Genomic DNA, 23,389 nt, shown 5'->3' on the forward strand with positions numbered 1-23,389 from the left:
GCCGTGTCATTCGACCTTTACTTCGGCTGACACGCCATCTTCGCGAGCAAGCCCGCTCCCCCATTGGCTCTTCGGTGAATCAGTATCGTAGGTGTCGCATCCAGCCTAGAGCCTCGCGCGATAGTCAGGTAGGGTGTTTTCGACTCCCGACACGAAACAAGGACCGATTCATGACGCTCAATCTCTCTCGTTCCCTGCTGGCCACCAGCCTCGGCCTCACGCTCGCCCTCGGCGCCTTCGCCCCCACGGCATTCGCCGAACCCCACAAGCAAGTTCTCGCCGATTCCGAACAGTACAAGGGTGAAGCCCTGAAACTGCTGGAGCGGCTGGTGAACATCGATTCCGGCTCCGGCTATGAACCCGGCCTGACTCAAGTCAGCGACATCGCCATCGATGAACTGAAAAAGCTCGGCGCCACCATCGAGCTCGTGCCGAACACGCCGGACAAAAGCAACCACGTGATCGCGACGCTGAAAGGCACCGGCAAGGCGAAAATCCTGTTGATGGCGCACATGGACACCGTGTTCAAGGAAGGTTCCGCCGCCGAGCGCCCGTTTCATATCAAGGACGGTCGCGCCTACGGGCCGGGCGTGATGGATGACAAGGGCGGCATCGTCGCTGGTATCTACGCGCTGAAAGTCCTGAAGAACCTCGACTTCAAGGACTACGCGCAAATCACCTTTCTGCTCGACGCCAGCGAGGAAACCGGGTCGAACATCGCCACCGAGCTGATCAAGAAAACCGCCAAGGCCCATGACGTCACTCTGAACCTCGAACCCGGCCGCCCGGCGGATGGCCTGGTGGTCTGGCGCAAGGGCAGCGCGACCGCCGTCGTCGAAGTCAAAGGCAAGGCAGCTCATGCGGGTGTCGCCCCTGAGCTGGGTCGCAATGCCGCCATGGAAGCCGCGCACCAGATTTTGCAACTCGGCAAACTGGGCGATGAAGCCAAGAAAACCACCATCAACTTCACCGTGCTCAAGGCCGGCGACCGCACCAACGTGATTCCCGACCAAGCCACGGCCAAAGCCGATGTGCGGGCGGCGGTGCCGGAAGAGTTCGACCGGATCGAGAAGGATCTGGCGCGGGTTTCCCAAGACAAGCTGATACCCGATACCGAAGTCACCACCACACTGCAGCGCGGTTTGCCGCCGATGCCGCAAACGGCGGAGTCGGATCGACTGATGGCGATGGCGCAGGGAATCTACGGCGAAATCGGGCGCAAGTTGACGGAAGAGGGCAGTGGCGGCGCGGCGGATGCGAGCCTGTCGGCCGGGGTGGGTACGCCGACGCTGGACGGATTCGGGATTGTGGGCGGCAATATTCATACGCCGGAGGAATACGCGGAAGTTGAGAGCGTGGCGCCGCGGATTTATCTGTTGTCGCGGATGATCATGGAGCTGGCCAAGCGGTAAGAGGCAGAACCTACTGACCGTTTCCATACTTGTGTCGGAGCGGTCAAAGGGTTCCAGGTACGCTTGCGGTGTTGCATCAGGCCTCTTCGCGGGCAAGCCGCTCCCACAATGAACCAGGTAGCTCGCACTGTATGTGATCGACGCTGACCCTGTGGGAGCGGCTTGCCCGCGAAGGGGCCTGTGAGTCAACAGCGCTAAACCTGACGCGCCATCACTCCTTGACGCTCATGAACTCTTCCGCCCAACGAATGTATTCCTCAGGCTGCGTGTACGTGTGCGTCAGTTCGGTCGCGCTCAGATCCGACGCCTGAGTGAAGAACTGCCGCTGTTCGCGCAGACTGTCGTAAGTGGCTTTGATCGCCGCGAAATACGCGCCATGACCGTCGATGGTGACGCGCACGCCCAGCTCCGCCAGACGATTGTCGTCGCGCAGCAGCGGGTTGCCGTAGGTGACCAGCATCAGCGGCACGCTCAGGTGTTCGGCGATCTGTTCGAGGTGGTCGAAGTCGCGCACACCCACCATGCAAATCCCGTCCGCACCGGCTTTCTGGTACTGCTGGGTACGGCTGATCACTTCCTGCACCGGCAAAATCCCGGCATTGGTGCGAGCCACGATTGCCATTTCCGTATCAACCCGGGCTTCCAGGGCGGCGCGAATCTTGCCGACGCCTTCGGCGACGCCGATCAGGTCGGTGGACTTGCGACCGAATTGCGCGGGCAACAGCGTGTCTTCGATGGTCAGGGCCGCCACGCCGGCGCGTTCGAGTTCGACGATGGTGCGCATGACGTTCAATGCATTGCCGTAGCCGTGATCGGCGTCGGCGATGACCGGCAATTGGGCTACGCGACCGATACGGGTGGCTTGCTCGGCGAACTCGCTGAGCGTGATCAGGGCAAAGTCGGGGGCGCCCAGTACCTGCAGCGAGGCAACCGAACCACCGAGAATCCCCACTTCAAAACCCAGGTCCGCCGCGATGCGTGCCGACATCGGGTCGAAGACCGATGCCGTGTGATAACACTTGTTGGAAGCGAACAGTTCACGGAAGTTGCGGCGCAAATCCTGATGAGAAAGCCTGGACATATGAGTTCCACCAATACAAAGGAATGGAAGGGCTTGAGCAAGAGTGTCAACGCCGAAGATACAAAAGGCTATCACGCAACAGGGGGGAGAATGATGACGATTTTGCAGGAGGGGCCTGATCGAAACCCGAACCTGCAGGGCCGGGGCAGGTTTTTCAGGCGGCCACAGCCTGTTGCTGTTGATTGAGCAGTGGCACTGCGCGTACGGAGTTGCCGGGTTGCAGTTGCAGGCGTTTGGCAGTGATCCGGTCGACGATCAGGCTGTTGCCCACCCGTCGGGCCGGGGCGGCGGTGATGCGGCAGTTTTCCAGTCGGCGGTTGTGGATCAGCCAGACCGGAGCCTGATCGTCCGGGGTGCCGATGGTCAGTACCAGCGCCTGGCTATCGCGCACGGTGCGGATTTTCGACAGCGGTGCCTCGATCACCGGGCCGGCGTCGAAGATGTCGATGTAGCCATTGTGGGTGAAACCTTCGGCCGTGAGGATTTTCAACGCCGGCTCGGTGTTGGGGTGAGCCTTGCCGATCACGGCCTGGGCCTGTTCGGTGAGCAGGCAGGTGTACAGCGGTTGGCGCGGCATCAGTTCGGCGATGAACGCTTTGCTGCCCAGCCCCGACAAGTGATCCGCATGGCTGAAGTCCATCTTGAAAAAGTGCCGGCCCAGGCTGTCCCAGAACGGTGAGCAGCCTTGCTCATCGGCGCTGCCACGCAGTTCGGCGATGAGCTTCTCGCCGAACAGGTGTGCAAATTCTGCCGCAAATAGCAAGCGTCCCAACGACAGCAATCGGCCATTGCTGCCCTGGCGTTGATCGGGTCGCAGGAACAAGGAGCAGATCTCCGATTGCCCGGTCATTTCATTGTTCAGGAACAGCGTTGGAATCTGGCGCTGGATGCCCAGGTCCGGTGACGAACTGACCGTCAGCCCGACTCGATAGTTGTACCAGGGCTCGCGCAGCCCGATGGCCCCCGTCAAGGCACTGACTCCCACCACTTGCTGGTCGTCGTCTTCGAGCACGAACAGGTAGTCGGCGTCGGCCCGCTCGACCTGTTCGGCGAAGGTCCGTTGTGCCCAGCGCAGCCGGTGAGCCAGACGATCCTCATTGGCGGGCAGGGTGGTAAACCCCGGGCCGGCGTGCCGTACCAGTGCCAGCAAGGCGGGCAGGTCGGTAACGTTAACCGGACGGAAAATCATGAGGCAGCTCCTTCTACGGGCCGGCGCGATCGTTGGGCATGGGACCGGATGATGCTCACAGGGCGATCATCCGTATCGGGCTGCCTTCGCTCACGTTCAGGGCCGTGCACATCTCGGTGCTCAGGGGCACTGGATGTCCGGCGTTGAAGTCCAGATCGGCGACGATGGCGCGATAGTCCTTCAACGAATCGTTGCTCACCAGGTAGCGACCGCGGGCATCGATGACGTCGCTCGTTGTCGCCGTGCCGGTCTGGCTTTGCGCGATGGAACGGATGCTGGCGAGGCGCGCATACAAGGTCGGGCCACCGTCGAACAGGTCGATGTAGCTGTTGGTCTCGAACCCCTCGCGTTCAAGGATATCGAAGGCCTCCTGGCCATCGGGATGGATGCGGCCGATACAGTCCTGCGCCGCCTGGGGCAGCATCGGCACGTAGATCGGGTATTGCGGCATCAGCTCGGCGAGGAACGTCCGGCTCTCCAGCCCGCAAAGGCGCTCGGCCTCGGCGTAGGGCAGGTCGAAGAAGTGCTTGCCCAGCGCATCCCAGAAGGGCGACCCTCCTTCGTCGTCGCTGTAGCCGACGATCTCGGTGATGACCGCTTCCGCAAAGCGCCGGGCATGAGCGGCAATGAACATCAATCGCGCCCGTGACAACAGCTCGGAGGAGGGCGTGCGCACCAGCGCCGCATCGATGTGAAAACCGCGCAGCAAGGTATGGCCGCTGAGGTCGTGACACAACGACAGCGCCGGCACCCCGTGCTCGATGTTCAGTTCCCGCGAGGCGCTGGTGAAATGGCGGTTGCGCAGGCTGTAGAACGGTTCGTCGAAACCGGCCGTGGCGAGGATCTCCGAGCAGCCTGCCAGGCGTTGACTCGTCAGGTCCTCCAGTACGAAGAAGTAGTTTTCCGGACCATGAACCTGGACGTCTTTATCGAATGAGGCGCAGGAGTCGAGAATCCGCTCGCGCAAGCGTTCGGTATCGTCCGGCAAGGACGTGACGCCGACCAGGCTTTCGCGCGCCAGTCGCTGTAACTGGGGCAGGTCGGTTAACTCCACTGGGCGTAAGACCAGCATGGATGCACTCCTGTATCAAAGGGTTCGGCGATTGGCACGAACCTGACTATCACTGTCGGTTTCCACGCGTTTGATCGGCGGTCGCTTGATGGCTTGCCAGCGCCGCTCTTTTTCTAGCCAGCCGTTATTCGGGACAGCACCGTTTCGGCGTCCCATGTAGTGAGAGACCGGACGGGGTTTAGGCAATGGAGGCGGTGGTTCATGTCGCTGGGAGAGGGCATCCGGGCTCTTGCTGGATGGGGGGTGTGCTGTTTATATTTAATAATCCGTTACAGCAGTATTTATTTAACCCGCGCCCCATGTCTAGTGAATTTTTGTGCCGTCCTGTCCAGCCCCAACATGGGGCGAAATGCCCGTAGGTCGGGGGCTACACGGATGTCGATCAGCGCTGTAGGCCCTCGCTGACAGTGATGTCAGAGATAGCTGTTTTTTAAGGAGGACCGGCGCAATGAAAAGCCCCCCATCGCATTTCTTCCGGCACAATTGCGCCTGAATGCTGGCTTGATAGCGTTTTCTTTCCCTACAACGGAGTGATCTTTCGTGCAGGCAACTCGTTTGACCCTGGTATGCCACGCTCGAACCGTCGCACAGAAATTGGCACGCTTTCCTACGGATGAGCCTGTTGAGATGGATTGGCAATCGGCACAGGGTTCCCTCCGTTCCAGGTTCAAGGGGCAGCCTCGCCTGGTCAGCGGTCCGGAACTTCGCGCACGGCAAACCGCCGGGTTGTTCGGCAGCACGGTGGAGATTGTCGAGGCGTTGAGGGATTGCGATTTCGGACGCTGGAACGGCGCGCAGATCGATGACCTGCAGAAATCCGAACCGCAGACGCTACAGGACTGGTTCGATGATCCGCATTCGGCGCCTCACGGTGGCGAGTCGGTAGCGCAACTCGGTGAACGAGTGGCCGCATGGCTCACGACATTGGAAGCAACGCCGGGGCACATCGTTGCCATCACCCATCCATTTGTCATTCGTGCGGCGTTGACCCAGGTGTTGCAAAGCCCTTCGTTCAATCGGGTTGACGTCGAACCGCTGTCAGCCATCGAGTTGCGGTTCAACGGTTGCTGGCGCTTGCGCTTGTCCGGCACCGGCATTGAGGGAAACTGTTCATGAAAAAACTGATGGTCATCGGCATCGGTGCCGGCAACCCCGACTACATCACGATGCAGGCCGTGAAGGCGCTGAACCTGGTTGATGTGTTTTTCCTGATGGACAAAGGCCAGAGCAAGGACAAGCTGATCGACCTGCGTCGCGAGATTTGCGAACGCTACATCAGCGACCCCGATTACCGCTTCGTTGAAGCGCACAGCCCGGAGCGTGAGCGCGGTGATGTGGACTACAAGGCCAGTGTGGAAGATCTCAACCTTGCCAAGCAGCTGACCTTCGAGCGGCTGATCAATGAAGAAATGTCCGACGGCCAGTGCGGCGGATTCCTGGTGTGGGGCGATCCAGCGTTGTATGACAGCACCATTCGGATTTTGCAGGCGATCCTGGCATCCGGCCGATGCGTCTTCGAGTTTGACGTGATTCCCGGCATCACCAGCGTTCAGGCGTTGGCGGCGCAGCACAAGGTGCCGCTGAACCGGATCGGTCGATCCATCGAAATCACCACCGGCAGGCGGTTGGCGGCGGGGCAGGTGAGTGATGCCGACAGCCTGGTGGTGATGCTCGACGCGGAAGATTCCTACCATCAGGTGGCGGATCAGGAGACAGAGATTTACTGGGGGGCTTACCTGGGGACGCCGGATGAAATCCTCATCAGCGGCAAGCTCAAGGACGTGGCGGATGAGATCGAGCGGGTGCGCAAGGCCGCGCGGTTGGCCAATGGGTGGATTATGGATACCTATCTTTTGCGTAAGCCTTGAGAGATCAGGTGTCTGTCCTGACGCCTTCGCGAGCAAGCCCGCTCCCACATTCGATCTCCTGTGTACCTTAATCTCGAATACGACAGAGATTAAATGTGGGAGCGGGCTTGCTCGCGAAGAGGCCCTCAACCACACCTCAAATCCCTGCTTTGATCTCCCGCCCAAACCGCTCCCGATACACCGACGGCGGCACGCCAACCACGTTGCGAAACGCCACCCGGAAACTTTCCACCGAGCGATAACCGCACTGTTCGGCAATCCGGTCGGTGTTCTGGCCCGTGCTTTCCAGCAACTCCCGAGCCCGCGCCAGGCGTTCATGTTGCAGCCACGCTTTGGGCGGCATGCCGGTCGCTTCTGTGAATCGACGTAGAAAGGTCCGTTCACTCATGGCTGCTTCGCTGGCCAGTTCGCGAACCTCCAGAGGTTCATGCAAACGCTCACGTGCCCACTGCATCACGCGTGAAAGATCGCTGCGCGGCGTAGGACTGACCGGTGTCGGAATGAACTGCGCCTGACCGCCAGTGCGTTGCGGTGACATCACCAGTCGCCGCGCCACGGAATTGGCCACTTGCGTGCCGAAATCCCGCGCCACCAGATGCAGGCAGGCATCGATACCGGCAGCGCTGCCTGCCGAGGTAATCAATTGGCCCGAGTCGACGTAAAGCACGTCCGGGTCTACCAGAATGTTCGGGAATCGCTCGGCCAGTTCCGCGGCGTAGCGCCAATGCGTGGTAGCGCCGTGGCCGTCGAGCAAACCGGTGGCCGCCAGCACAAATACGCCGGAGCAGATCGACAGCAACCGCGCACCTCGCGCGTGGGCCTGGCGCAGGGCTTTAATCAACGCCTCTGGCACCGGAGCGCTGCGATCTCGCCAGCCGGGAATGATGATCGTCCGGGCGTCATCGAGCAGTTCCATGCCGCCATCGGCCAGCACCTGAATGCCACCCATGGCGCGCATCGGCCCCTGATCGACAGCTGCGATCCGATGCTCGTACCAGGGGAAATCGAACTCCGGCCGTGCGAGGCCGAAAATCTCCACGGCGATGCCGAACTCGAACGTGCAGAGGCCATCGTAGGCCAGAATCGCGACCAATCCAGGGGTGGACTGCATTTGGCGGAAAGTTCCCGGTGAGTGTCTTGTGCGCCACTTTAGCCGCTGGCGACTGGCGAATAAAGTCTTCTCACACCCACCGAGACTCTGGAGTACGACCCATGACAAGCCTGGTCCGCACTATTCCCGCCGCACCATCAGCCATTGCCTTGATGCATTTCAGCAACCGTCTGACATTCGAAACCGACTGTTCCGACGTCTACAACAGCCAACAAACAGGTGACGTGGATTTTGTCCTGGTGGACGTGCGCGGCCCGCAGGCGTTCGAGCGCGGACATGTGCCGGGCGCAATCAATTTGCCGGGACGACTGCTGAGCGCCGAAGGGTTGGCGGGTTACGGGACATCCACGTTGTTCGTGGTGTATTGCGCCGGGCCACACTGCAACGGTGCCAACAAGGCCGCGGTGAAACTGGCGGCGTTGGGTTACCCGGTCAAGGAAATGATCGGCGGGGTGACCGGGTGGCTGGATGAAGGGTTGGAGTTGAGCGCTGACGTGCAACGGCCAGCCGCCATCGGTTGCGAATGCTGAACGTCAGGCAACGCTGATCAAATGTGGCGAGGGAGCAAGCTCCCTCGCCACAAAAGCACCTACCACAAAGGCATCGGCCACAGAGTCAGCGGACACGTGTGGCCGCCCACCACTCATCCAGCGTCGCCTGCAACCAGTCAAAAACGGCTGCATGGGCGGCGCTGTCCGGTTCGTCCCGTGGCAACGGCGACTCATCGGCAAAGTGCGCATTGAGCGTCACCACCGATTCTGCATTCCACTCCGGATGAAACTGCAAACCCACCCGCGCAGGACCGGCGCGATACATCTGCTGCTCGCACTGATCGCTGCTGGCCAGCAACTGCGCGCCGGGAGGCAGGTCTATCGCGTCTTCGTGCCACTCCAGCACTTTCAGCTTCTGGCCATCGGCAAATGTCACTGAGGTCCAGCCCGTTTCGGTCCGATCCATCCGCCGCACATTGCCGCCCAGACCCAGCGCCAACAGCTGCGCTCCCAGACAAATCGCAAACACCGCCGCGCCTTGATCCAGGCAGCCCGCCAGCCACTGCCGTTCGGCCTCCAGCCACATCGGTCCGGCGTTTGACTCATAAGGCCCGCCCAACACAATCAGCGGTTGCGCGCTCACGGGCGGTAACTGGCCAAGGTCGGCGCGATAGACATGCAACGGCAATCCCCGCGACTCGGCCCACTCGGCAATCGCGCCCGGACCTTCGGCGGGGTGGTGCTGGATCAGGTTCAACCCGCGAATTACATCGTTCATTCAGCTCGCCTTTTTTATAAGTATTTGTCGCTTATGCACAATTTGCACGCCTGCAGCCGCTCTAGACTGCCCGCCACTTCGGTCTTCTCCAATAAAAAAGCTCTGACCGAAAGCTACCAATCGAACGCTGCCAATAAAAGCCTCCGCACACAGGAGTTATAAATGAAGAAGCTAGTGATGTTCGGTGCCCTGGCACTGTCGATGTTGTCCCTGACCGCTGTGGCCGATGACGCCAAGCCGATCCGCATCGGTATCGAAGCCGGTTACCCGCCATTCTCGATGAAGACCCCTGACGGCAAGCTCACCGGTTTCGACGTCGATATCGGCGATGCGCTGTGCGAGCAGATGAAAGTGAAATGTACCTGGGTCGAGCAAGAGTTCGACGGCCTGATTCCGGCCCTGAAGGTCAAGAAAATCGACGCGATCCTGTCGTCCATGACCATCACCGACGACCGCAAGAAGAACGTCGATTTCACCATCAAGTATTACCATACCCCGGCGCGTTTCGTGATGAAGGAAGGCTCCGACGTGAAAGACCCGCTGACCGAGCTCAAGGGCAAGAAAGTCGGTGTACTGCGCGCCAGTACCCACGACCGCTTCGCCACTGAAGTGTTGCAACCGGCCGGCATTATCCTGGTGCGTTACGGTTCGCAGCAGGAAGCCAACCTGGACATGGTCTCCGGTCGTCTCGACGCGATGCTGGCGGACTCGGTCAACCTCGACGACGGTTTCCTGAAAACCGACGCCGGTAAAGGCTTCGCCTTTGTCGGCCCGACCTACGAAGACGCCAAGTACTTCGGCGGCGGTGCCGGCATTGCGGTGCGCAAGGGTGATAAAGAGCTGGCGGACAAATTCAACACCGCCATCACTGAAATCCGCGCCAACGGCAAGTACAAGCAAGTGCAGGACAAATACTTCGCTTTCGACGTTTACGGCGAGTAATCGAGCCGTACAAAAAAGTGGCAACCGGTGATGCGGTTGCCACTTTTTTTATGTTCTCTCTAGTCAGACCGCGATCCCCTGTGGGAGCGGGCTTGCTCGCGAAAGCGGTGTGTCAGACGACATCGATTTCGAATGCACTGCCGCCTTCGCGAGCAAGCCCGCTCCCACAGGGAATTTCACTGCCCTCTACATTGGAGTTCCCATGCAACGCATCGACCATCCACTGCCCTGGAGCCACCTGGGCACCGAACGCACCCTCAGCGTGTTTCGTTATGGCGCGGGCACCCGCAAGGTTTACATCCAGGCCTGCCTGCACGCGGATGAACTGCCAGGGATGCGCACGGCCTGGGAACTGAAGAAACGCCTGACGGAATTGGAAACCCAAGGCCAGTTGCAAGGCGTGATCGAACTGGTGCCGGTGGCCAATCCCATCGGTCTGGATCAGCACCTGCAAGGCAGCCACATGGGCCGTTTCGAACTCGGCAGCGGCAAGAATTTCAACCGCTCTTTTGTCGAGCTGAGCGCGCCAGTGGGCGAATTGATCGGCGGCCGGTTGGGTACCGATGCACACGCCAACATCGCACTGATTCGTCAGACCATGGGCCAGGTGCTCGACGATCTGCCTGCACCCACGTCGCAACTGGAAGCCATGCACCGCTTGCTGCTGCGCCACGCCTGCGACGCTGACATCACCCTCGACCTGCATTGCGATTTCGAGGCGGCCATTCATATTTATGCCTTGCCGCAACACTGGCCGCAGTGGCAGTCCCTGGCGGCTCGCTTGAAAGCTGGCGTGGCGTTGCTGTGTGAAGATTCTGGCGGCAGTTCATTCGACGAATCCTGTTCTTCGCCGTGGCTGCGACTGGCCAGGGCGTTTCCCGAGGCGACGATTCCACCGGCCAACCTGGCGACAACCCTGGAATTGGGCAGTATGGGCGATACCCGCGTCGATCAGGCCCAGGCCAATTGCGAGGCCATTCTCGGGTTCCTCGCCGAGCAGGGTTTCATCAAAGGCACCTGGCCAGCGGCACCGAGTGAATGCTGTGAAGGCATGCCGTTCGAAGGCACGGAGTATCTGTTTGCGCCGCATCATGGCGTGGTCAGTTTCCTGCGCGAGGCGGGTGAATGGGTCGAGAAGGGCGATGCGTTGTTTGAAGTGGTCGATCCGTTGAACGACCGAGTGACTACCGTGCGCGCCGGGACCAGCGGGGTCTTGTTTGCGATTGATCGTGGGCGCTATACGCAACCGGGGACGTGGCAAGCGAAGGTGGCGGGGCGAGAGCCGATTCGGGTGGGGAAGCTGATTAACGATTAACCGGGAAGTCGTCGGTGCCTTGTCGGGCCTCTTCGCCAGCACCGAGAGTGCATCGACGGAAAGAGATGTTAGGCTCTTCCCCGAATCCTGCGCTCCGTGAAGGAAGGTTTATGTTGAAGGTTCTTGCTCTGCTGACACTGCTGGCGTCCACCGCCGTCCACGCTCAAACCCCGTTGCACACCGATCTGCCGCTCAAGTACCTGGAGCAGGCCAACCCCGAATCCGTCAATCAGCCCCTGGTGATTTTTCTCCACGGCTACGGCAGTAACGAACAGGACCTGTTCGGCATCAAGGATGAATTACCTGCCCAGTACAACTTCCTGTCGGTGCGGGCACCGATAGTGATGGAAGAGGGCAGTTATCAATGGTTTCGCCAGAAAGGCAAAGGTGCCTACAACGGCGAGACGGATGATCTGAAGGCCAGCGGCCAGGTGTTGCTGGATTTTGTCGCACAGGCTGCGAAGAAATATCACACAGTACCGAACAAGGTTTTCCTGGTGGGCTTCAGCCAAGGCGCGATCATGTCCTACGAAGTTGCGTTGCGTCACCCCGAGGCGGTGGGCGGGATTGCCGCGTTGAGCGGGCGAATCCTGCCGGTGCTCAAATCCGAACTCAAACCGGATGAAAAACGCCAGAAACTGGCGATTTTCATCGGGCATGGCACGGCGGACAAACGCCTTCCCTTCAACGACGGCACCGAGGCGGACAGCCTGTTGCAGAGTCTGTCACTCAAGCCTGAGTTTCATGCCTACCCGGGCGTCGGTCACAGCATCAGTGCCACCGAGATGCAGGATTTGAGCGCCTGGCTGCAACGGCTCAACCCTTGAGCCTTACTTGCCGCTGACGATCTGTTTGACCAGCGCTTCGTGGCCGGCATTGTCGCTGAGGCGGGAAATCACCTGAACCAGCGCCATGCGCGTGCCCGAAGCGGCCATCAGCGTGGTGTCGAGGGTTTTGCCGCCGCCCTGGGTGGCGATGCTGTCGATCTGCCGCAGCCCCAGGCCGGTGCCTTTCTGAGTCAGGCTTTTCTCACTGAGCTTGGTGAAATCCGGCAGCGCCTTGGCTTGCTCGGTGGCGAAGTCAGACGCCGTGGCGTCGAGGAACTCGCCGTCATTGTCCTTGGCATTGACGCTGCCGGGGATAGTGTTTTCAGCAGCGATCACCACGGTTTTCGTGGTTTCGTTGGTGTACATGGTGCCACTCGCGCCGGTCGAACTCGGTGGTAGAGGGTTGGCGATGAAGCCCTTGGGCAGGGTGAAGGTAAATTTGTTGCCCAGCATCGAGACTTTCTGCGTCGCCGCCGCCTCTTTGGCCACGACCTTGGCAGCCTGCGCGTTCAAAGCCCCCAGGCTGGCAACCGCTAGCAGCAGGACAACGGCTTTTTTACTCAACAGTGACATTCAAAATCTCCAGGGTGGTCTCGCGGTGGGGGGGCGATCATCCCATGGAGGTCGTGACGCATTCCAGCGTGGGCTAACGGACGGTCGGGTTACTCAGCATCTCCGGCAAGGGATTCATTGATAGACCCCTTGTTCAATGCGGGTCATATAATCCTCTACGACTTGATAGCCAAGCGCGTTGCCGATCAGCTCCAATGGGATATTGCCGTGCAGGTATTTACACGGTGTCTTTAGCCAGTCTTCAGCCAACTCTGACTACCAAACACTAAGATTGCTGGCTTCAGAACCTGCCCATACTGGGAGGCAGCTATCCTTTGCTGATGGTTTAGCCGCACCGTTTTGATCTCCTTCGCTAAGCACTGGAGCGTTCTAAAGAATTTTTCCGTGAGGCACTGAACAAGGCCGCTCTCCATGTACTGAGTGAGTGGAAGCAAGTTGGACCCATCTCACTTGCCTGATTTGGAGCTACCACGCTACCCCTCAAGCGTCCGACGGCCAACCCGAAAAACGTGTGGGACAAATCCTCGTTTTTTTGATTTTCGTCATCGCTTGTGGGACCCCGTGGTGACGGCAAATTCCCCTCACCACGGGATCTGACGTGATTACACCTCGCGGCGCACCGGGTAGCTCTTGATCACATCCATGAATTCGATCCGGCGTTCGCTGGCCAACAACGCCGGCAGGTGCTGTTCATATTCCTGGCGATACGGCTTGCTCAGGTGGCGCGTGATGAAGTCTTCCTTGCTGCAACTCCAGGTTTCGTAGAGCACCAGGGTGTTCGGATCATCCTGCAACTGGTGGACCCAGGTGTTGACGAAGTCCGGCTCGGCTGACATCTGGTGCACCACGTCCAGCAGCCGTTCTTTGGTTTCAGCAAAACGTTCCGGTTTGGCCGGCAGGTAAACGATAAACGCGACTTGATCGCTCATTTCATCACCTTCGAATGTCGGAAATGGCTTACTGCGCCTGGTTCTGTGGAAACAGATTGCGACGGGTTTCTTCGTCGAACTCGGCTTTCAACACCAGTTTCTCTTTCAGACCCTGAACGCGCTGGGCGGCCGGGCGGGCGCTGATTTCATCGAACAGACGCTTGACGTTCGGGTACTCCGCCAGGCCGTTTTCGCCAAGGATGTACGGCGCGTAATTGGCCCAGCCCCAGAGCGCCATGTCGGCGATGCTGTAGGTGTCCCCCGCCAGGTATTGATGTGCGGCCAGACGCTGGTCGAGCACGCGGTAATGGCGTTCGACTTCCTTGAGGTAGCGGTTTTTTGCGTAGGCGAGGTCTTCCGGTGCGTGGTGCAGGAAATGCACGGCCTGGCCGGAGAATGGCGACAGGCCGGTGGCGATGAACATCAGCCACGACAGCAGTTCGGCTTGCCCGGTGACCGAGGTCGGCAGGAAGCGCTGATGTTTTTGCGCCAGGTGCAACAGGATGGCCTGGGAGTCGAAGACAGTGGCGTCGCCATCGATCAAGGCTGGCACCTTGGCGTTCGGGTTGATCGCCAGAAAGGCTGGCTGGTGTTGCTCGCCCTTGAAGGTGTCGACGCCGATCAGTTCGTAGGGCGTTTGCAGCTCTTCGAGCAGCAGGGCAACTTTCATCGGGTTGGGCGAAGGGTGGAAAAAGAACTTCATGGTGTAGGCCTCAGTCAGTGGGTAAGTAACTGAGGCTGATGGTGGGCGAAACCCGTTCGATTGACGTACGAGGTTGTTGTTCTACTCGTTCGAAATAGTCGAAGGTGTTGGCGGGCTGACCGCCGGTTTGGCTAACAGGCGTTTGGTGACGCCGAGCATGGCTATGGACACTGCGACACCGACGCCGAACCCGCTCAAGCCCATGACGGGTAATGTCAGTGCGAGGACGAGGCAGAACGCTGCGAATGAATACATGCCCGTCGCTGTGGCTCGCAACAAGGCTGCGGTGAACGCCGGCCCACGGGTTTGCTGGGAAAACACTGCCATCACGCTGCCCAATACCGGGAACACCGCGAGCAGGCCGCTCCAGCGTTCGCCGACGGTGCTCGCCAACAAGGTCACGGCGAGGGTGAGCAGGGCGCCCGCGATCATGCGTAGCAACAATTTATCGGACTTCGGTGCCGGGCCGGAAACGATGGGCTGCACGGCCGGGAACAGATACGGCGCCGCCAGCAGCGCCGTCGCGGCGGCGATAACGGAGAACACCAGTGACGGCGGGATCACCGACAGCACAACGGCTGCCGTCGCCCAGACCAGCAACGAAACCGTCAGTGCCCATGGCCATCCGGTCCGTTGTGCGACCTGGGCGTAGGTGACGCAAAAGGCAATCATCGCAAACATCGCCGATAACGCCGCGGTCGCCGATTGCGCGGCAAACACTTCGCCCTGCTCGATAGCGAGGAAAAACAGAATCGGCCCGACCACCACCGGCAACCCCGACAGCCAACCGGCAACACTAGGACCCCAGCGTTTGCCGGCCAGGGAGATCAGCAAGAGAAATCCGGGAATAACCAGCAGTTTGAGCAGCAGCACGCCTGCGCCTCCGACCTGTGTGAACGGGCAACGTTAGCATTGCGGGTGGCAGATTGCTCTAGGAAAAGCCATTTTTTGTATACAAGTCGCCAGCGGCTGGATCTTGGCATTTGCCCCTTGGGCCCGGGGGGCGAAACGTCTAAGCTGCCTCTCCCGCCTGTTTTTTGGAATGAGTGCGTGAAATTCAGTTTGCCCAAAGTTGCCACTGCGCCGTTTTGCCCTCCGGAAGTGGCGGGCAGTGTCGCCGTTGACCCTCGCGCGTCATTCTTCAAGCGTGTCCTGCGTTTCGCCGGCCCGGGGTTGCTGGTGTCCATCGGCTACATGGACCCGGGTAACTGGGCCACCGCCATCGAGGCCGGTTCGCGGTTTGGCTACAGTCTGTTGTTCGTGGTGCTGCTGGCCAGTCTGGCGGGCATGGTGGTGCAGTGCTTGTGCTCGCGCCTGGGCATCGCCACCGGGCGCGATCTGGCGCAGTTGTCCCGCGAACGCTACAGCACGCGGACCGCGCGCACCCAATGGGTACTGGCGGAAATCTCGATCATCGCCACCGATCTTGCCGAAGTGCTCGGCTGTGCGCTGGCGTTCCACCTGCTGTTGGGTTGCTCGCTGACTGTCGGCATCGCCCTCACGGCGTTCGACACGCTGTTGGTGCTGGCCCTGCAGAACCGTGGCTTCCGCCGACTGGAAGCGATCATGCTGGTGCTGGTGAGCACCATCGGTGTGTGTTTCTTCGTTGAATTGTTGTTGATCAAGCCTTACTGGCCGGACGTCGCACGGGGTTTCACGCCGTCGTTGTCCGCCCTTGGCGATGCCGCGCCGCTGTACCTGGCCATCGGGATTCTCGGGGCCACGGTGATGCCGCACAACCTGTACCTGCACACCTCGATCGTACAGACGCGGATGATCGGCAAGGACCTGGCCAGCAAGCAGGATGCGGTGAAGCTGGCGCGCATCGACACCATTGGTTCCCTGGCGCTGGCGTTGCTGGTCAACGCCGCGATCCTGATCCTCGCGGCGGCGGCCTTTCACAAGACCGGGCACACCGACGTGGTGGACATCCAGGACGCCTATCACTTGCTTGATCCATTGGTGGGCGGGGCATTGGCCAGCGTGTTGTTTGGCGTTGCGCTGCTGGCGTCCGGTCAGAGTTCGACGTTTACCGGCACCATCGCGGGGCAGGTGATCATGGAGGGTTACCTGAACCTGCGGATTCCCTGCTGGCAGCGGCGGTTGATCACGCGAGGGCTGGCGCTGATCCCGGCGTTTATCGGCGTGTGGCTGATGGGGGACAACGCGATCGGCAAGCTGCTGGTGTTGAGTCAGGTGGTGTTGAGTCTGCAGTTGCCGTTTGCGTTGTATCCGCTAATTCGGATGACCAACGACCAGAAACTGATGGGGCCGTTTGTGAACCGGCTACCGACGCGGGTGTTGGCGTGGGGGTTGTTTGTGGTGATCAGTGGGGCGAATAGCTGGTTGATTCTGCAGTTTTTGGGGTGACTGTTCGGGCCTCATCGCGGGCAAGGCCGCTCCCACAGTAGATCCTGTGTTTACAGAATCCCTGTGGGAGCGGGCTTGCCCGCGATGAACGATGACGCGGTCTACCGCTGAAACGCCTCAACCACGAAATCGATAAACACCCGCGTCTTGGCCGGCATCAACGTTCGGCTCGGGTAATACAACGAGATCGGTCCCGCGTCCGCATACCAGTCCGGCAGCAAGCGCACCAACTCACCGTGCTGGATGTGCGTGACCACATCAGGCAATACCAGCAGCGTCACACCGAGGCCCAGCAGTGCCGCCTCACGCATGGCCGCCGGATCATTCAGCACAATGTTTTCGTTCAGGGTGGCGCTTTCTTCATGGCCCGCCCGATCGTGCATCACCCACTGCCTGATCCGCCCGGTCCGAATGCCGCGCATCACAATGCCGGTGTGTCCAAGCAGGTCCGCAGGGGTGCGTGGCGGGGTGCGTCCCTTCAAGTAGGCCGGTGAGGCAACGGCGACGATATCCGCTGCCGCCAACGTCCGGGACACCACGCCCGGCGTCAACTCGAACCCGCCACCAATTGCCGCGTCGTAGCCTTCGGCAATCAGGTTCACCTGACGATTTTCGAAATGCCATTCCGGTCGGATCAACGGATACTGCGCCAGGAATGCCGGCAATAACGGCAACACATGACCGATGCCAAACGTCGGCGCGAGGCTGACCTTGAGCACACCTGCCGGCTCCCCGCGATCGCTGCTCACGGCGCTGATCGCCACCTGCAACGCCTCCAGGTTGCCACCGATGCTGGCCAGAAAACTTTCACCGGCTTCGGTCAGCGACAACTTGCGGGTCGAACGCTGAAACAGCCGCACACCGATGTTGCGCTCAAGCATCGCCACGTTGCGACTGACTGCAGCAGGCGTTAGCGCAAGCAAACGTGCGGCGGCAGAAAAGCTGCCGGTTTCGGCGCTGCGCACAAAGGATTCGAGGTTGGCGAGGGTTTCCATGGCTGACACCTTCAAACGATGCTTGAAAATCATTCAAAGCATTACCGTCTAATAAAGCCGCATTGGCAAGTGCAGTATTCACTCCAACGACAACACCTCGGAGTGAACCATCATGAGCACTATCGGAATCATCGGCGCCGGCGCCATCGGCGCAGCGTTTGCCCGGGCACTGTCGCGCAAAGGCATTGAAGTGGTCATCGCCAACAGCCGCGGGCCTGAAACCCTGGCCTCGCTGGTGGCAGAACTCGGCCCGACGGCGCGCGCCGGAACCCGTGAAGAAGCGGCGGCCCAGCCGATTGTTCTGGTCGCAGTCAATTGGTCGAAATTGCCGACAGCATTGGCCGGTTTGCCGGACTTCGGCGGGCGGATTGTGATCGACGCCAACAACTCGATCGAGGCACCGTCGTTCAAGGCTGTGGATTTGCAGGGCCGTCCGTCCAGCGAAGTGTTTGCCGAATGGGTGCCGGGGGCGCGGGTGGTGAAGGCGTTCAATCACCTTCAGGCGCATCTTGTTGATGGCGATCCGGCAGCGGAGGGAGGACGCCGGGTGTTGTTCTTCTCGGGCGATGATGCCGAGGCGAAAGCTCAAGTGGGCGCGTTGATCGAGCGATTGGGCTTTTTCGGGATTGATCTCGGTGAACTGAGTGTCGGGGCGCGGCTGGTGCAGTTTCCAGGTGGGCCGCTGCCGGCGTTGAACCTGGTGAAATTTGCCTGAAGGCTCGGATAAAAAACCGGTACACCTGTGACGAGAGAGCTTTTTGTGGTGAGGGGATTTATCCCCGTTGGAGTGCGAAGCGCTCCCAAAGAATCTTCGACTATTGCCGAGATTTTTAGGGCTGCTACGCAACCCAACGGGGATAAATCCCCTCGCCACACAAGCATCTGATCAACTCAGGCGCACCGGGGTGTTGCCAGACAGCAGCGGATCTTCGTGGGTCCCCGCGCCGTCTGTTGAACGCGTTACGCTCGTTCGAGCGCGAGTGCAACGCCCTGGCCGCCACCGATGCACAGGGTGGCGAGACCTTTCTTGGCGTCACGCTTGATCATTTCGTGCAGCAGGGTCACCAGCACCCGGCAACCCGACGCACCGATCGGGTGGCCCAGCGCGATGGCTCCGCCGTTGACGTTGACCTTGTTCAAGTCCCATTCCAGGTCCTTGGCTACCGCAAGGGATTGCGCGGCGAAGGCTTCGTTGGCTTCAACCAGCTCAAGCTGGTCGATGGTCCAGCCGGCCTTGTCCAGGCAACGACGAGTGGCCGACACCGGACCAATGCCCATGATCGCCGGGTCCACGCCCGCGTTGGCGTAAGCGGCGATTTTTGCCAGCACTGGCAAACCCAGGGCCTTGGCTTTTTCCGCGCTCATCAGGATCACAGCGGCGGCGCCATCGTTCAGGGACGAAGCGTTACCGGCGGTCACCGAACCGTCCTTCTTGAAGGCGGCTTTCAATTTGCCCAGGGATTCGGCGGTGGTGCCGGCGCGTGGCTGTTCGTCGGAGGCGAAGGACAGCGGATCGCCCTTGCGCTGCGGAATCAGGATCGGCGTGATCTCATCGACAAAACGCCCGGCTTCGATGGCGGCCACGGCTTTCTGCTGCGAGGCTGCCGCGAAGGCGTCCTGCTGCTCGCGAGTCAGGTTGTACTTTTCAGCCAGGTTCTCGGCGGTGATGCCCATGTGGTAATCGTTGAATGCATCCCACAGGCCGTCGCTGATCATGGTGTCGATGATTTGCGCGTGACCCATGCGCAGGCCGGTGCGCGCACCGGGCATGACGTAGTTGGACAGGCTCATGTTTTCCTGACCGCCCGCGATGATCACGTCGGCGTCGCCGCAGCGAATCGCCTGGGCGCCGAGGTGCAGGGCCTTGAGGCCCGAGCCGCAGACCTTGTTCAGGGTCATCGCCGGTACTGCGAAAGGCAGGCCTGCCTTGATTGATGCCTGGCGCGCAGGGTTTTGCCCGGCGCCGGCGGTCAGCACCTGGCCCATGATCACTTCATCGACTTCAGCAACGTCCAGTCCGGTCTGCGCCAGCAACTGACGGATCACCGCGGCGCCGAGGTCAACGGCGGACACATTGGCCAGCGAGCCCTGGAAGCTGCCGATGGCAGTACGGGTGGCGGCGACAATGACGACTTCTTGCATGGAATGATTCCTCACTGGGCAGCGAACTGCATTTCCGGAACGTGGTCCGGCACGATCAGTTTACCGGCGGTCTTGGCGACAATCTCTTCAACGCTGACGCCCGGTGCACGTTCCTTGAGAATGAACGCGCCGTTTTCGATTTCAAGATACGCCAGGTCGGTCAGGACGCGCTTGATGCAACCGGCGCCGGTCAGCGGCAGGCTGCATTGGGACAAGAGCTTGGACTCACCGTCCTTGGACGCATGGGTCATGATGACTATGATGTTGTCGGCGCCGGCCACCAGGTCCATCGCACCGCCCATGCCCTTGACCAGCTTGCCGGGGATCATCCACGAGGCGATGTTGCCTTGCACGTCGACTTCAAAGGCACCCAGCACGGTCAGGTCGACATGGCCACCGCGAATCATCGCGAAGGACTCGGCCGAGGAAAAGATCGACGCGCCGATACGTGCGGTCACGGTCTGTTTGCCGGCGTTGATCATGTCGGCATCGATGGTTTCTTCAGTAGGAAACGGACCCATGCCGAGCAGGCCGTTTTCCGACTGCAGCATGACTTCCATGCCTTCAGGAATGTAGTTGGCGACCAGGGTCGGAATGCCGATGCCCAGGTTCACGTAGAAGCCGTCCTGCATTTCGCGGGCGACGCGTTGAGCCATTTGTTCGCGGGAAAGTGCCATTGTTGTTATTCCTTCATTCGGTCCGGGGGCAGGGGATCACTTACGCACGGTGCGCTGTTCGATGCGCTTCTCGAACGTGCCGCAAATGACCCGGTCGACGTAGATGCCAGGGGTGTGGATCTGCGCCGGGTCCAGCTCGCCGGGTTCGACGATTTCTTCGACTTCGACCACGGTGATCTTGCCGGCGGTGGCGGCCAGCGGGTTGAAGTTCTGGGCGGTGTGGCGATAGATGACGTTGCCGAAATGGTCGGCTTTCCAGCCTTTGACGATGGCGAAGTCACCGGTGATGGATTCTTCCATCAGGTACTTGCGACCGTGGAATTCGCGCACTTCCTTGCCTTCGGCGACCGGGGTGCCGACGCCGGTGGCGGTGAAGAAGGCCGGGATGCCGGCGCCACCCGCGCGCATTTTTTCGGCGAGGGTGCCTTGAGGGGTCAGGACGACTTCGATTTCGCCTTTGAGCAGTTGGTCTTCGAACAGTTTGTTCTCACCGACGTAGGAGGCCACTACTTTGCTGATCTGCCGGTCTACCAGCAGCACACCGAGACCGAAACCGTCGACGCCGCAGTTGTTGGACACCACGGTGAGGTCACGGGTGCCTTTACGCTTGATCTCGGCGATCAGGTTTTCCGGGATGCCGCAGAGGCCAAAGCCACCCGCGATCACGGTCATGCCGTCTTCAAGACCTGCCAGAGCTTCCTCGTAGGAACTCACGCGCTTGTCGAAACCTGCCATATGCACCTCTTTTATTCTTTGTGGGCGGCTGGCTAGCCGTATGGGATGGAGTGTCTCGCCGAAGAATTCATTTGTTAAGTTGATTTTTAAGGTTGATTGATAGATAAAACTCACCAATAAACCCTGTGGGAGCGTGGCTTGCCCGCGATGGCGATCTTCAGGACGCTATCGCGGGCAAGCCTTGCTCCTGCAGAAAGTACCTGCACCCATTACTGGAGCAATACGCCCATGACAGTCAAGCAGATCCGCGCCTTTCTGGCCGTTGCCCAGAGCCTGAGCTTTGCCGTCGCCTGCGAGCGCTTGCACCTGTCGCAATCGGCGCTGAGCCTGACCATCAAGGCGCTGGAAGAGGGCCTGGGCGGGCGACTGTTTACGCGCAACACGCGCAATGTGGCGCTGACCGCTGAAGGTGAGTCGCTGGTGCCATTGGCCCGTCGACTGATCGCCGACTGGGACAATGCCGAAGACGAACTGCGCCAGCGTTTTACCCTGCAACGCGGGCGGGTGACGCTGGCGGCGATGCCGTCGTTTGCCGGCAACCTGTTGCCGCCCATCCTGAAAACCTTTCGGGCGCGCTACCCGAAGGTCAACGTCACGGTGAACGACGTGATCAACGAACAGGTGCTGGAAATGGTACGTGATCGGCAGGTCGAACTGGGGGTGGCGTTCGAGCCGACGCAGAGTTCGTCGCTGGCGTTCACTCCGCTGTACATCGACCGTTTCGTGGCGGTGGTGCCGTTTGATTCCGCGTTCGCTGAACGGGACGATATCGACTGGCAGACGTTGCTTGAAGAACCGTTCATTACCTTGCAGCGACCGTCGACGGTGCGGGTGATGCTGGAAGAGCACTTGCAGGCGCGAGGGATGAAGTTGCCGGTGGAGTTCGAAAGCCATCAGTTGGCGACCGTCGGAAGGATGGTTGCCAGCGGGCTTGGGGTGAGTGCGGTGCCGGCGTTGTGCGCCGGGCAGATGCGCGAGTTGGGCGCGCGGTGCATCACGTTGCGTGACCCGGTCGTGGAAAGAGCGATTGGCGTGTTGACCAAACCGGGGGTTGAATTGTCGGCGGCGGCGCAGGCGTTGTTCGATATTTTGAAGGAGGAAAACCTGGGCCAGCGCCTGTCTTCCTGACGCCACTACCCCCTGTGGGAGCGGGCTTGCCCGCGATGAGGCCGGCACATCCAGAATATTTATCGACTGACACACCGCTATCGCGGGCAAGCCCGCTCCCACAGGGGGGTAGTGGCGTCAGGTAGAGAGGCGCTGAGCCAGTAAGGGCAACAGCTGCTCGCAGGAGGCTTCGATCTTCAGGTCGAGAAGATCATCCGCCCGCGTCTTCCCCAGATTGATCGCCAGCAACGGTTTGCCCTGATCCGCCACGGCCCGACACAAGCGGAACGCCGAATACGCCATCAACGACGACCCGACCACCAGCAGCCCCGCGGCTTTTTCGACCGCCGCCATTGCTTTGGCCGCTGTCACCTGCGCCACGTTCTCGCCAAAAAACACCACATCCGGTTTCATCCGTTCACCCGCGCAATGCGGGCATTGCGGCACCTGGAACCGCGCCTCGAACGCCGAATCGAGCAGAGTATCGCCATCCGGTGCCTGCACCGCGTCGACACCGGCCAGGTAAGGGTTCTGCGCTTCCATCAACTGCTGGATCGAATCGCGCTCGCTGCGTTGCCCGCAGTCCAGGCACAACACCCGGTGCAGGCTGCCGTGCAGTTCGATCACATCGTGACTGCCGGCCTGGTCGTGCAAGGTGTCGACGTTCTGGGTAATCAATCCGCCGATCCGCCGGGTGCTTTGCAGGCTGGCCAGCGCTTCATGCGCCACATTCGGTTGGGCCAGGCGCACCCGCGGCCAGCCGAGCATCGCCCGCGCCCAATAGCGGCGCCGGGATTCCGGGGCGGAGAGAAATTCCTGATACATCATCGGCTGTCGGCCACGCCGCACGCCTTGATTGTCGCGGTAATCCGGAATGCCCGACGGGGTGCTGATGCCGGCACCGGTCAGGACCACAAACGGTTGGTCGGCCATGAGCTGCTGGAGCCGGTCGAGTTGTTCGCGGGTGCGGCTGTCGAGCATGTTCAACACTCCGGTGGGCCTGGGGTGTTTGCAGGGTAGCATTTGCCGACTCCCCTGTAGGAGCGAGCGGTGCGGCGATCCGACTTGCCCG

General features: G+C 60.5%; 25 protein-coding genes. 10 read left to right on the top strand and 15 right to left on the bottom strand.

Annotated elements, in window-relative coordinates; genetic code table 11:
* Window positions 1-170 precede the first annotated feature (170 nt).
* Window positions 171-1,412, top strand: a complete 1,242-nt coding sequence (locus J2Y86_RS29250) for a M20/M25/M40 family metallo-hydrolase (protein ID WP_253439619.1) — start codon at window positions 171-173, stop codon at window positions 1,410-1,412.
* 211 nt (window positions 1,413-1,623) lie between these two features.
* Here J2Y86_RS29250 and J2Y86_RS29255 read toward each other — a convergent pair whose 3' ends face one another.
* The 3 genes from J2Y86_RS29255 to J2Y86_RS29265 all read right to left on the bottom strand — a co-directional run bounded on the left by J2Y86_RS29255 (window position 1,624) and on the right by J2Y86_RS29265 (window position 4,754).
* Window positions 1,624-2,493: an isocitrate lyase/PEP mutase family protein gene (locus J2Y86_RS29255; RefSeq protein ID WP_253439622.1), complete on the bottom strand. Its 870-nt coding sequence runs from the start codon at window positions 2,491-2,493 to the stop codon at window positions 1,624-1,626.
* Window positions 2,494-2,647: 154 nt separating this feature from the next.
* A complete protein-coding gene (gene astA, locus J2Y86_RS29260) occupies window positions 2,648-3,682 on the bottom strand; it encodes an arginine N-succinyltransferase (protein WP_253439624.1) in 1,035 nt (344 codons plus the stop codon).
* A gap of 55 nt (window positions 3,683-3,737) precedes the next feature.
* Window positions 3,738-4,754 carry an arginine N-succinyltransferase gene (locus J2Y86_RS29265; RefSeq protein WP_253439626.1) on the bottom strand — a complete coding sequence of 339 codons (1,017 nt, stop codon included), beginning with the start codon at window positions 4,752-4,754 and terminating at the stop codon, window positions 3,738-3,740.
* A gap of 540 nt (window positions 4,755-5,294) precedes the next feature.
* On the opposite strand from J2Y86_RS29265, the gene J2Y86_RS29270 reads away from it, so the two are divergent.
* A complete protein-coding gene (locus tag J2Y86_RS29270; protein WP_253439628.1) occupies window positions 5,295-5,870 on the top strand; it encodes a histidine phosphatase family protein in 576 nt (191 codons plus the stop codon).
* Window positions 5,867-6,622, top strand: a complete 756-nt coding sequence (gene cobF / locus J2Y86_RS29275; RefSeq protein ID WP_253439630.1) for a precorrin-6A synthase (deacetylating) — start codon at window positions 5,867-5,869, stop codon at window positions 6,620-6,622. The genes J2Y86_RS29270 and cobF overlap by 4 nt, the downstream gene beginning before the upstream one ends.
* A 136-nt stretch (window positions 6,623-6,758) precedes the next feature.
* Here the strand turns inward: cobF and ftrA are convergent, their stop codons facing one another.
* A complete protein-coding gene (gene ftrA, locus J2Y86_RS29280) occupies window positions 6,759-7,733 on the bottom strand; it encodes a transcriptional regulator FtrA (RefSeq protein WP_253439632.1) in 975 nt (324 codons plus the stop codon).
* A 101-nt stretch (window positions 7,734-7,834) separates the two neighbouring features.
* Here ftrA and J2Y86_RS29285 point away from each other — a divergent pair, with 101 nt between their 5' ends.
* Window positions 7,835-8,263 (top strand): rhodanese-like domain-containing protein, encoded by a 429-nt coding sequence (locus tag J2Y86_RS29285; protein ID WP_253439634.1) that lies wholly within the window; start codon window positions 7,835-7,837, stop codon window positions 8,261-8,263.
* Between the two features lie 85 nt (window positions 8,264-8,348).
* On the opposite strand, the gene J2Y86_RS29290 is transcribed toward J2Y86_RS29285, so the two are convergent.
* The gene (locus J2Y86_RS29290; RefSeq protein ID WP_301308810.1) at window positions 8,349-9,002 is read right to left on the bottom strand and encodes a type 1 glutamine amidotransferase; all 654 of its coding nucleotides are present in this window, start codon (window positions 9,000-9,002) and stop codon (window positions 8,349-8,351) included.
* A 162-nt stretch (window positions 9,003-9,164) separates the two neighbouring features.
* On the opposite strand from J2Y86_RS29290, the gene J2Y86_RS29295 reads away from it, so the two are divergent.
* The 3 genes from J2Y86_RS29295 to J2Y86_RS29305 all read left to right on the top strand — a co-directional run bounded on the left by J2Y86_RS29295 (window position 9,165) and on the right by J2Y86_RS29305 (window position 12,086).
* On the top strand, window positions 9,165-9,944 hold the full coding sequence (locus J2Y86_RS29295) for an ABC transporter substrate-binding protein (RefSeq protein WP_253439636.1): 780 nt from the start codon (window positions 9,165-9,167) through the stop codon (window positions 9,942-9,944).
* A 202-nt stretch (window positions 9,945-10,146) separates the two neighbouring features.
* Window positions 10,147-11,259: a M14 family metallopeptidase gene (locus tag J2Y86_RS29300; RefSeq protein ID WP_253439638.1), complete on the top strand. Its 1,113-nt coding sequence runs from the start codon at window positions 10,147-10,149 to the stop codon at window positions 11,257-11,259.
* A 110-nt stretch (window positions 11,260-11,369) separates the two neighbouring features.
* Window positions 11,370-12,086, top strand: coding sequence for an alpha/beta hydrolase (locus J2Y86_RS29305; RefSeq protein ID WP_253439640.1), 717 nt, complete (start codon window positions 11,370-11,372; stop codon window positions 12,084-12,086).
* Between the two features lie 3 nt (window positions 12,087-12,089).
* On the opposite strand, the gene J2Y86_RS29310 is transcribed toward J2Y86_RS29305, so the two are convergent.
* From J2Y86_RS29310 to J2Y86_RS29325, 5 genes are all read right to left on the bottom strand, one after another.
* Complete coding sequence (locus J2Y86_RS29310; RefSeq protein WP_253439643.1) at window positions 12,090-12,659, bottom strand: hypothetical protein; 570 nt, start codon at window positions 12,657-12,659, stop codon at window positions 12,090-12,092.
* A gap of 114 nt (window positions 12,660-12,773) precedes the next feature.
* Window positions 12,774-12,908 carry an antitoxin Xre/MbcA/ParS toxin-binding domain-containing protein gene (locus tag J2Y86_RS30305; protein ID WP_367399723.1) on the bottom strand — a complete coding sequence of 45 codons (135 nt, stop codon included), beginning with the start codon at window positions 12,906-12,908 and terminating at the stop codon, window positions 12,774-12,776.
* A 353-nt stretch (window positions 12,909-13,261) separates the two neighbouring features.
* Window positions 13,262-13,588: a putative quinol monooxygenase gene (locus J2Y86_RS29315; RefSeq protein WP_253439645.1), complete on the bottom strand. Its 327-nt coding sequence runs from the start codon at window positions 13,586-13,588 to the stop codon at window positions 13,262-13,264.
* A gap of 28 nt (window positions 13,589-13,616) precedes the next feature.
* A complete protein-coding gene (locus tag J2Y86_RS29320) occupies window positions 13,617-14,291 on the bottom strand; it encodes a glutathione S-transferase family protein (protein ID WP_253439646.1) in 675 nt (224 codons plus the stop codon).
* An 81-nt stretch (window positions 14,292-14,372) separates the two neighbouring features.
* Window positions 14,373-15,164 carry a hypothetical protein gene (locus J2Y86_RS29325; RefSeq protein ID WP_253439648.1) on the bottom strand — a complete coding sequence of 264 codons (792 nt, stop codon included), beginning with the start codon at window positions 15,162-15,164 and terminating at the stop codon, window positions 14,373-14,375.
* 177 nt (window positions 15,165-15,341) lie between these two features.
* Between J2Y86_RS29325 and J2Y86_RS29330 the strand changes: the two genes are divergently transcribed.
* Complete coding sequence (locus J2Y86_RS29330; RefSeq protein ID WP_253439651.1) at window positions 15,342-16,661, top strand: Nramp family divalent metal transporter; 1,320 nt, start codon at window positions 15,342-15,344, stop codon at window positions 16,659-16,661.
* A gap of 101 nt (window positions 16,662-16,762) precedes the next feature.
* On the opposite strand, the gene J2Y86_RS29335 is transcribed toward J2Y86_RS29330, so the two are convergent.
* Window positions 16,763-17,656, bottom strand: a complete 894-nt coding sequence (locus J2Y86_RS29335) for a LysR family transcriptional regulator (protein WP_253439653.1) — start codon at window positions 17,654-17,656, stop codon at window positions 16,763-16,765.
* 112 nt (window positions 17,657-17,768) lie between these two features.
* Between J2Y86_RS29335 and J2Y86_RS29340 the strand changes: the two genes are divergently transcribed.
* The gene (locus J2Y86_RS29340) at window positions 17,769-18,371 is read left to right on the top strand and encodes an NADPH-dependent F420 reductase (RefSeq protein ID WP_253439655.1); all 603 of its coding nucleotides are present in this window, start codon (window positions 17,769-17,771) and stop codon (window positions 18,369-18,371) included.
* A 245-nt stretch (window positions 18,372-18,616) separates the two neighbouring features.
* Here J2Y86_RS29340 and J2Y86_RS29345 read toward each other — a convergent pair whose 3' ends face one another.
* Genes J2Y86_RS29345 through J2Y86_RS29355 form a run of 3 tightly spaced genes read right to left on the bottom strand, consistent with a single transcriptional unit; the run spans window position 18,617 to window position 21,210 of the window.
* Window positions 18,617-19,798 (bottom strand): acetyl-CoA C-acetyltransferase, encoded by a 1,182-nt coding sequence (locus J2Y86_RS29345; protein ID WP_253439657.1) that lies wholly within the window; start codon window positions 19,796-19,798, stop codon window positions 18,617-18,619.
* Between the two features lie 11 nt (window positions 19,799-19,809).
* Window positions 19,810-20,475 carry a CoA transferase subunit B gene (locus tag J2Y86_RS29350; RefSeq protein WP_057399619.1) on the bottom strand — a complete coding sequence of 222 codons (666 nt, stop codon included), beginning with the start codon at window positions 20,473-20,475 and terminating at the stop codon, window positions 19,810-19,812.
* A gap of 36 nt (window positions 20,476-20,511) precedes the next feature.
* A complete protein-coding gene (locus J2Y86_RS29355; protein WP_214382428.1) occupies window positions 20,512-21,210 on the bottom strand; it encodes a CoA transferase subunit A in 699 nt (232 codons plus the stop codon).
* A gap of 228 nt (window positions 21,211-21,438) precedes the next feature.
* Between J2Y86_RS29355 and J2Y86_RS29360 the strand changes: the two genes are divergently transcribed.
* Complete coding sequence (locus J2Y86_RS29360; RefSeq protein WP_253439659.1) at window positions 21,439-22,338, top strand: LysR family transcriptional regulator; 900 nt, start codon at window positions 21,439-21,441, stop codon at window positions 22,336-22,338.
* A 117-nt stretch (window positions 22,339-22,455) separates the two neighbouring features.
* Here the strand turns inward: J2Y86_RS29360 and J2Y86_RS29365 are convergent, their stop codons facing one another.
* A complete protein-coding gene (locus J2Y86_RS29365) occupies window positions 22,456-23,298 on the bottom strand; it encodes an NAD-dependent protein deacetylase (RefSeq protein ID WP_253439661.1) in 843 nt (280 codons plus the stop codon).
* Window positions 23,299-23,389 lie beyond the last annotated feature (91 nt).

The organism is Pseudomonas migulae, assembly GCF_024169315.1.
Taxonomy (GTDB): domain Bacteria; phylum Pseudomonadota; class Gammaproteobacteria; order Pseudomonadales; family Pseudomonadaceae; genus Aquipseudomonas; species Aquipseudomonas migulae_B.

Bases quoted from the DNA above. Each gene is read 5' to 3' on its own strand.
- J2Y86_RS29250 (WP_253439619.1), top strand. From the start codon at position 171: ATGACGCTCAATCTCTCTCGTTCCCTGCTGGCCACCAGCCTCGGCCTC.
- J2Y86_RS29255 (WP_253439622.1), bottom strand. From the start codon at position 2,493: ATGTCCAGGCTTTCTCATCAGGATTTGCGCCGCAACTTCCGTGAACTG.
- astA (WP_253439624.1), bottom strand. From the start codon at position 3,682: ATGATTTTCCGTCCGGTTAACGTTACCGACCTGCCCGCCTTGCTGGCA.
- J2Y86_RS29265 (WP_253439626.1), bottom strand. From the start codon at position 4,754: ATGCTGGTCTTACGCCCAGTGGAGTTAACCGACCTGCCCCAGTTACAG.
- cobF (WP_253439630.1), top strand. From the start codon at position 5,867: ATGAAAAAACTGATGGTCATCGGCATCGGTGCCGGCAACCCCGACTAC.
- ftrA (WP_253439632.1), bottom strand. From the start codon at position 7,733: ATGCAGTCCACCCCTGGATTGGTCGCGATTCTGGCCTACGATGGCCTC.
- J2Y86_RS29285 (WP_253439634.1), top strand. From the start codon at position 7,835: ATGACAAGCCTGGTCCGCACTATTCCCGCCGCACCATCAGCCATTGCC.
- J2Y86_RS29290 (WP_301308810.1), bottom strand. From the start codon at position 9,002: ATGAACGATGTAATTCGCGGGTTGAACCTGATCCAGCACCACCCCGCC.
- J2Y86_RS29295 (WP_253439636.1), top strand. From the start codon at position 9,165: ATGAAGAAGCTAGTGATGTTCGGTGCCCTGGCACTGTCGATGTTGTCC.
- J2Y86_RS29300 (WP_253439638.1), top strand. From the start codon at position 10,147: ATGCAACGCATCGACCATCCACTGCCCTGGAGCCACCTGGGCACCGAA.
- J2Y86_RS29305 (WP_253439640.1), top strand. From the start codon at position 11,370: ATGTTGAAGGTTCTTGCTCTGCTGACACTGCTGGCGTCCACCGCCGTC.
- J2Y86_RS29310 (WP_253439643.1), bottom strand. From the start codon at position 12,659: ATGTCACTGTTGAGTAAAAAAGCCGTTGTCCTGCTGCTAGCGGTTGCC.
- J2Y86_RS29315 (WP_253439645.1), bottom strand. From the start codon at position 13,588: ATGAGCGATCAAGTCGCGTTTATCGTTTACCTGCCGGCCAAACCGGAA.
- J2Y86_RS29320 (WP_253439646.1), bottom strand. From the start codon at position 14,291: ATGAAGTTCTTTTTCCACCCTTCGCCCAACCCGATGAAAGTTGCCCTG.
- J2Y86_RS29335 (WP_253439653.1), bottom strand. From the start codon at position 17,656: ATGGAAACCCTCGCCAACCTCGAATCCTTTGTGCGCAGCGCCGAAACC.
- J2Y86_RS29340 (WP_253439655.1), top strand. From the start codon at position 17,769: ATGAGCACTATCGGAATCATCGGCGCCGGCGCCATCGGCGCAGCGTTT.
- J2Y86_RS29345 (WP_253439657.1), bottom strand. From the start codon at position 19,798: ATGCAAGAAGTCGTCATTGTCGCCGCCACCCGTACTGCCATCGGCAGC.
- J2Y86_RS29350 (WP_057399619.1), bottom strand. From the start codon at position 20,475: ATGGCACTTTCCCGCGAACAAATGGCTCAACGCGTCGCCCGCGAAATG.
- J2Y86_RS29355 (WP_214382428.1), bottom strand. From the start codon at position 21,210: ATGGCAGGTTTCGACAAGCGCGTGAGTTCCTACGAGGAAGCTCTGGCA.
- J2Y86_RS29360 (WP_253439659.1), top strand. From the start codon at position 21,439: ATGACAGTCAAGCAGATCCGCGCCTTTCTGGCCGTTGCCCAGAGCCTG.
- J2Y86_RS29365 (WP_253439661.1), bottom strand. From the start codon at position 23,298: ATGCTCGACAGCCGCACCCGCGAACAACTCGACCGGCTCCAGCAGCTC.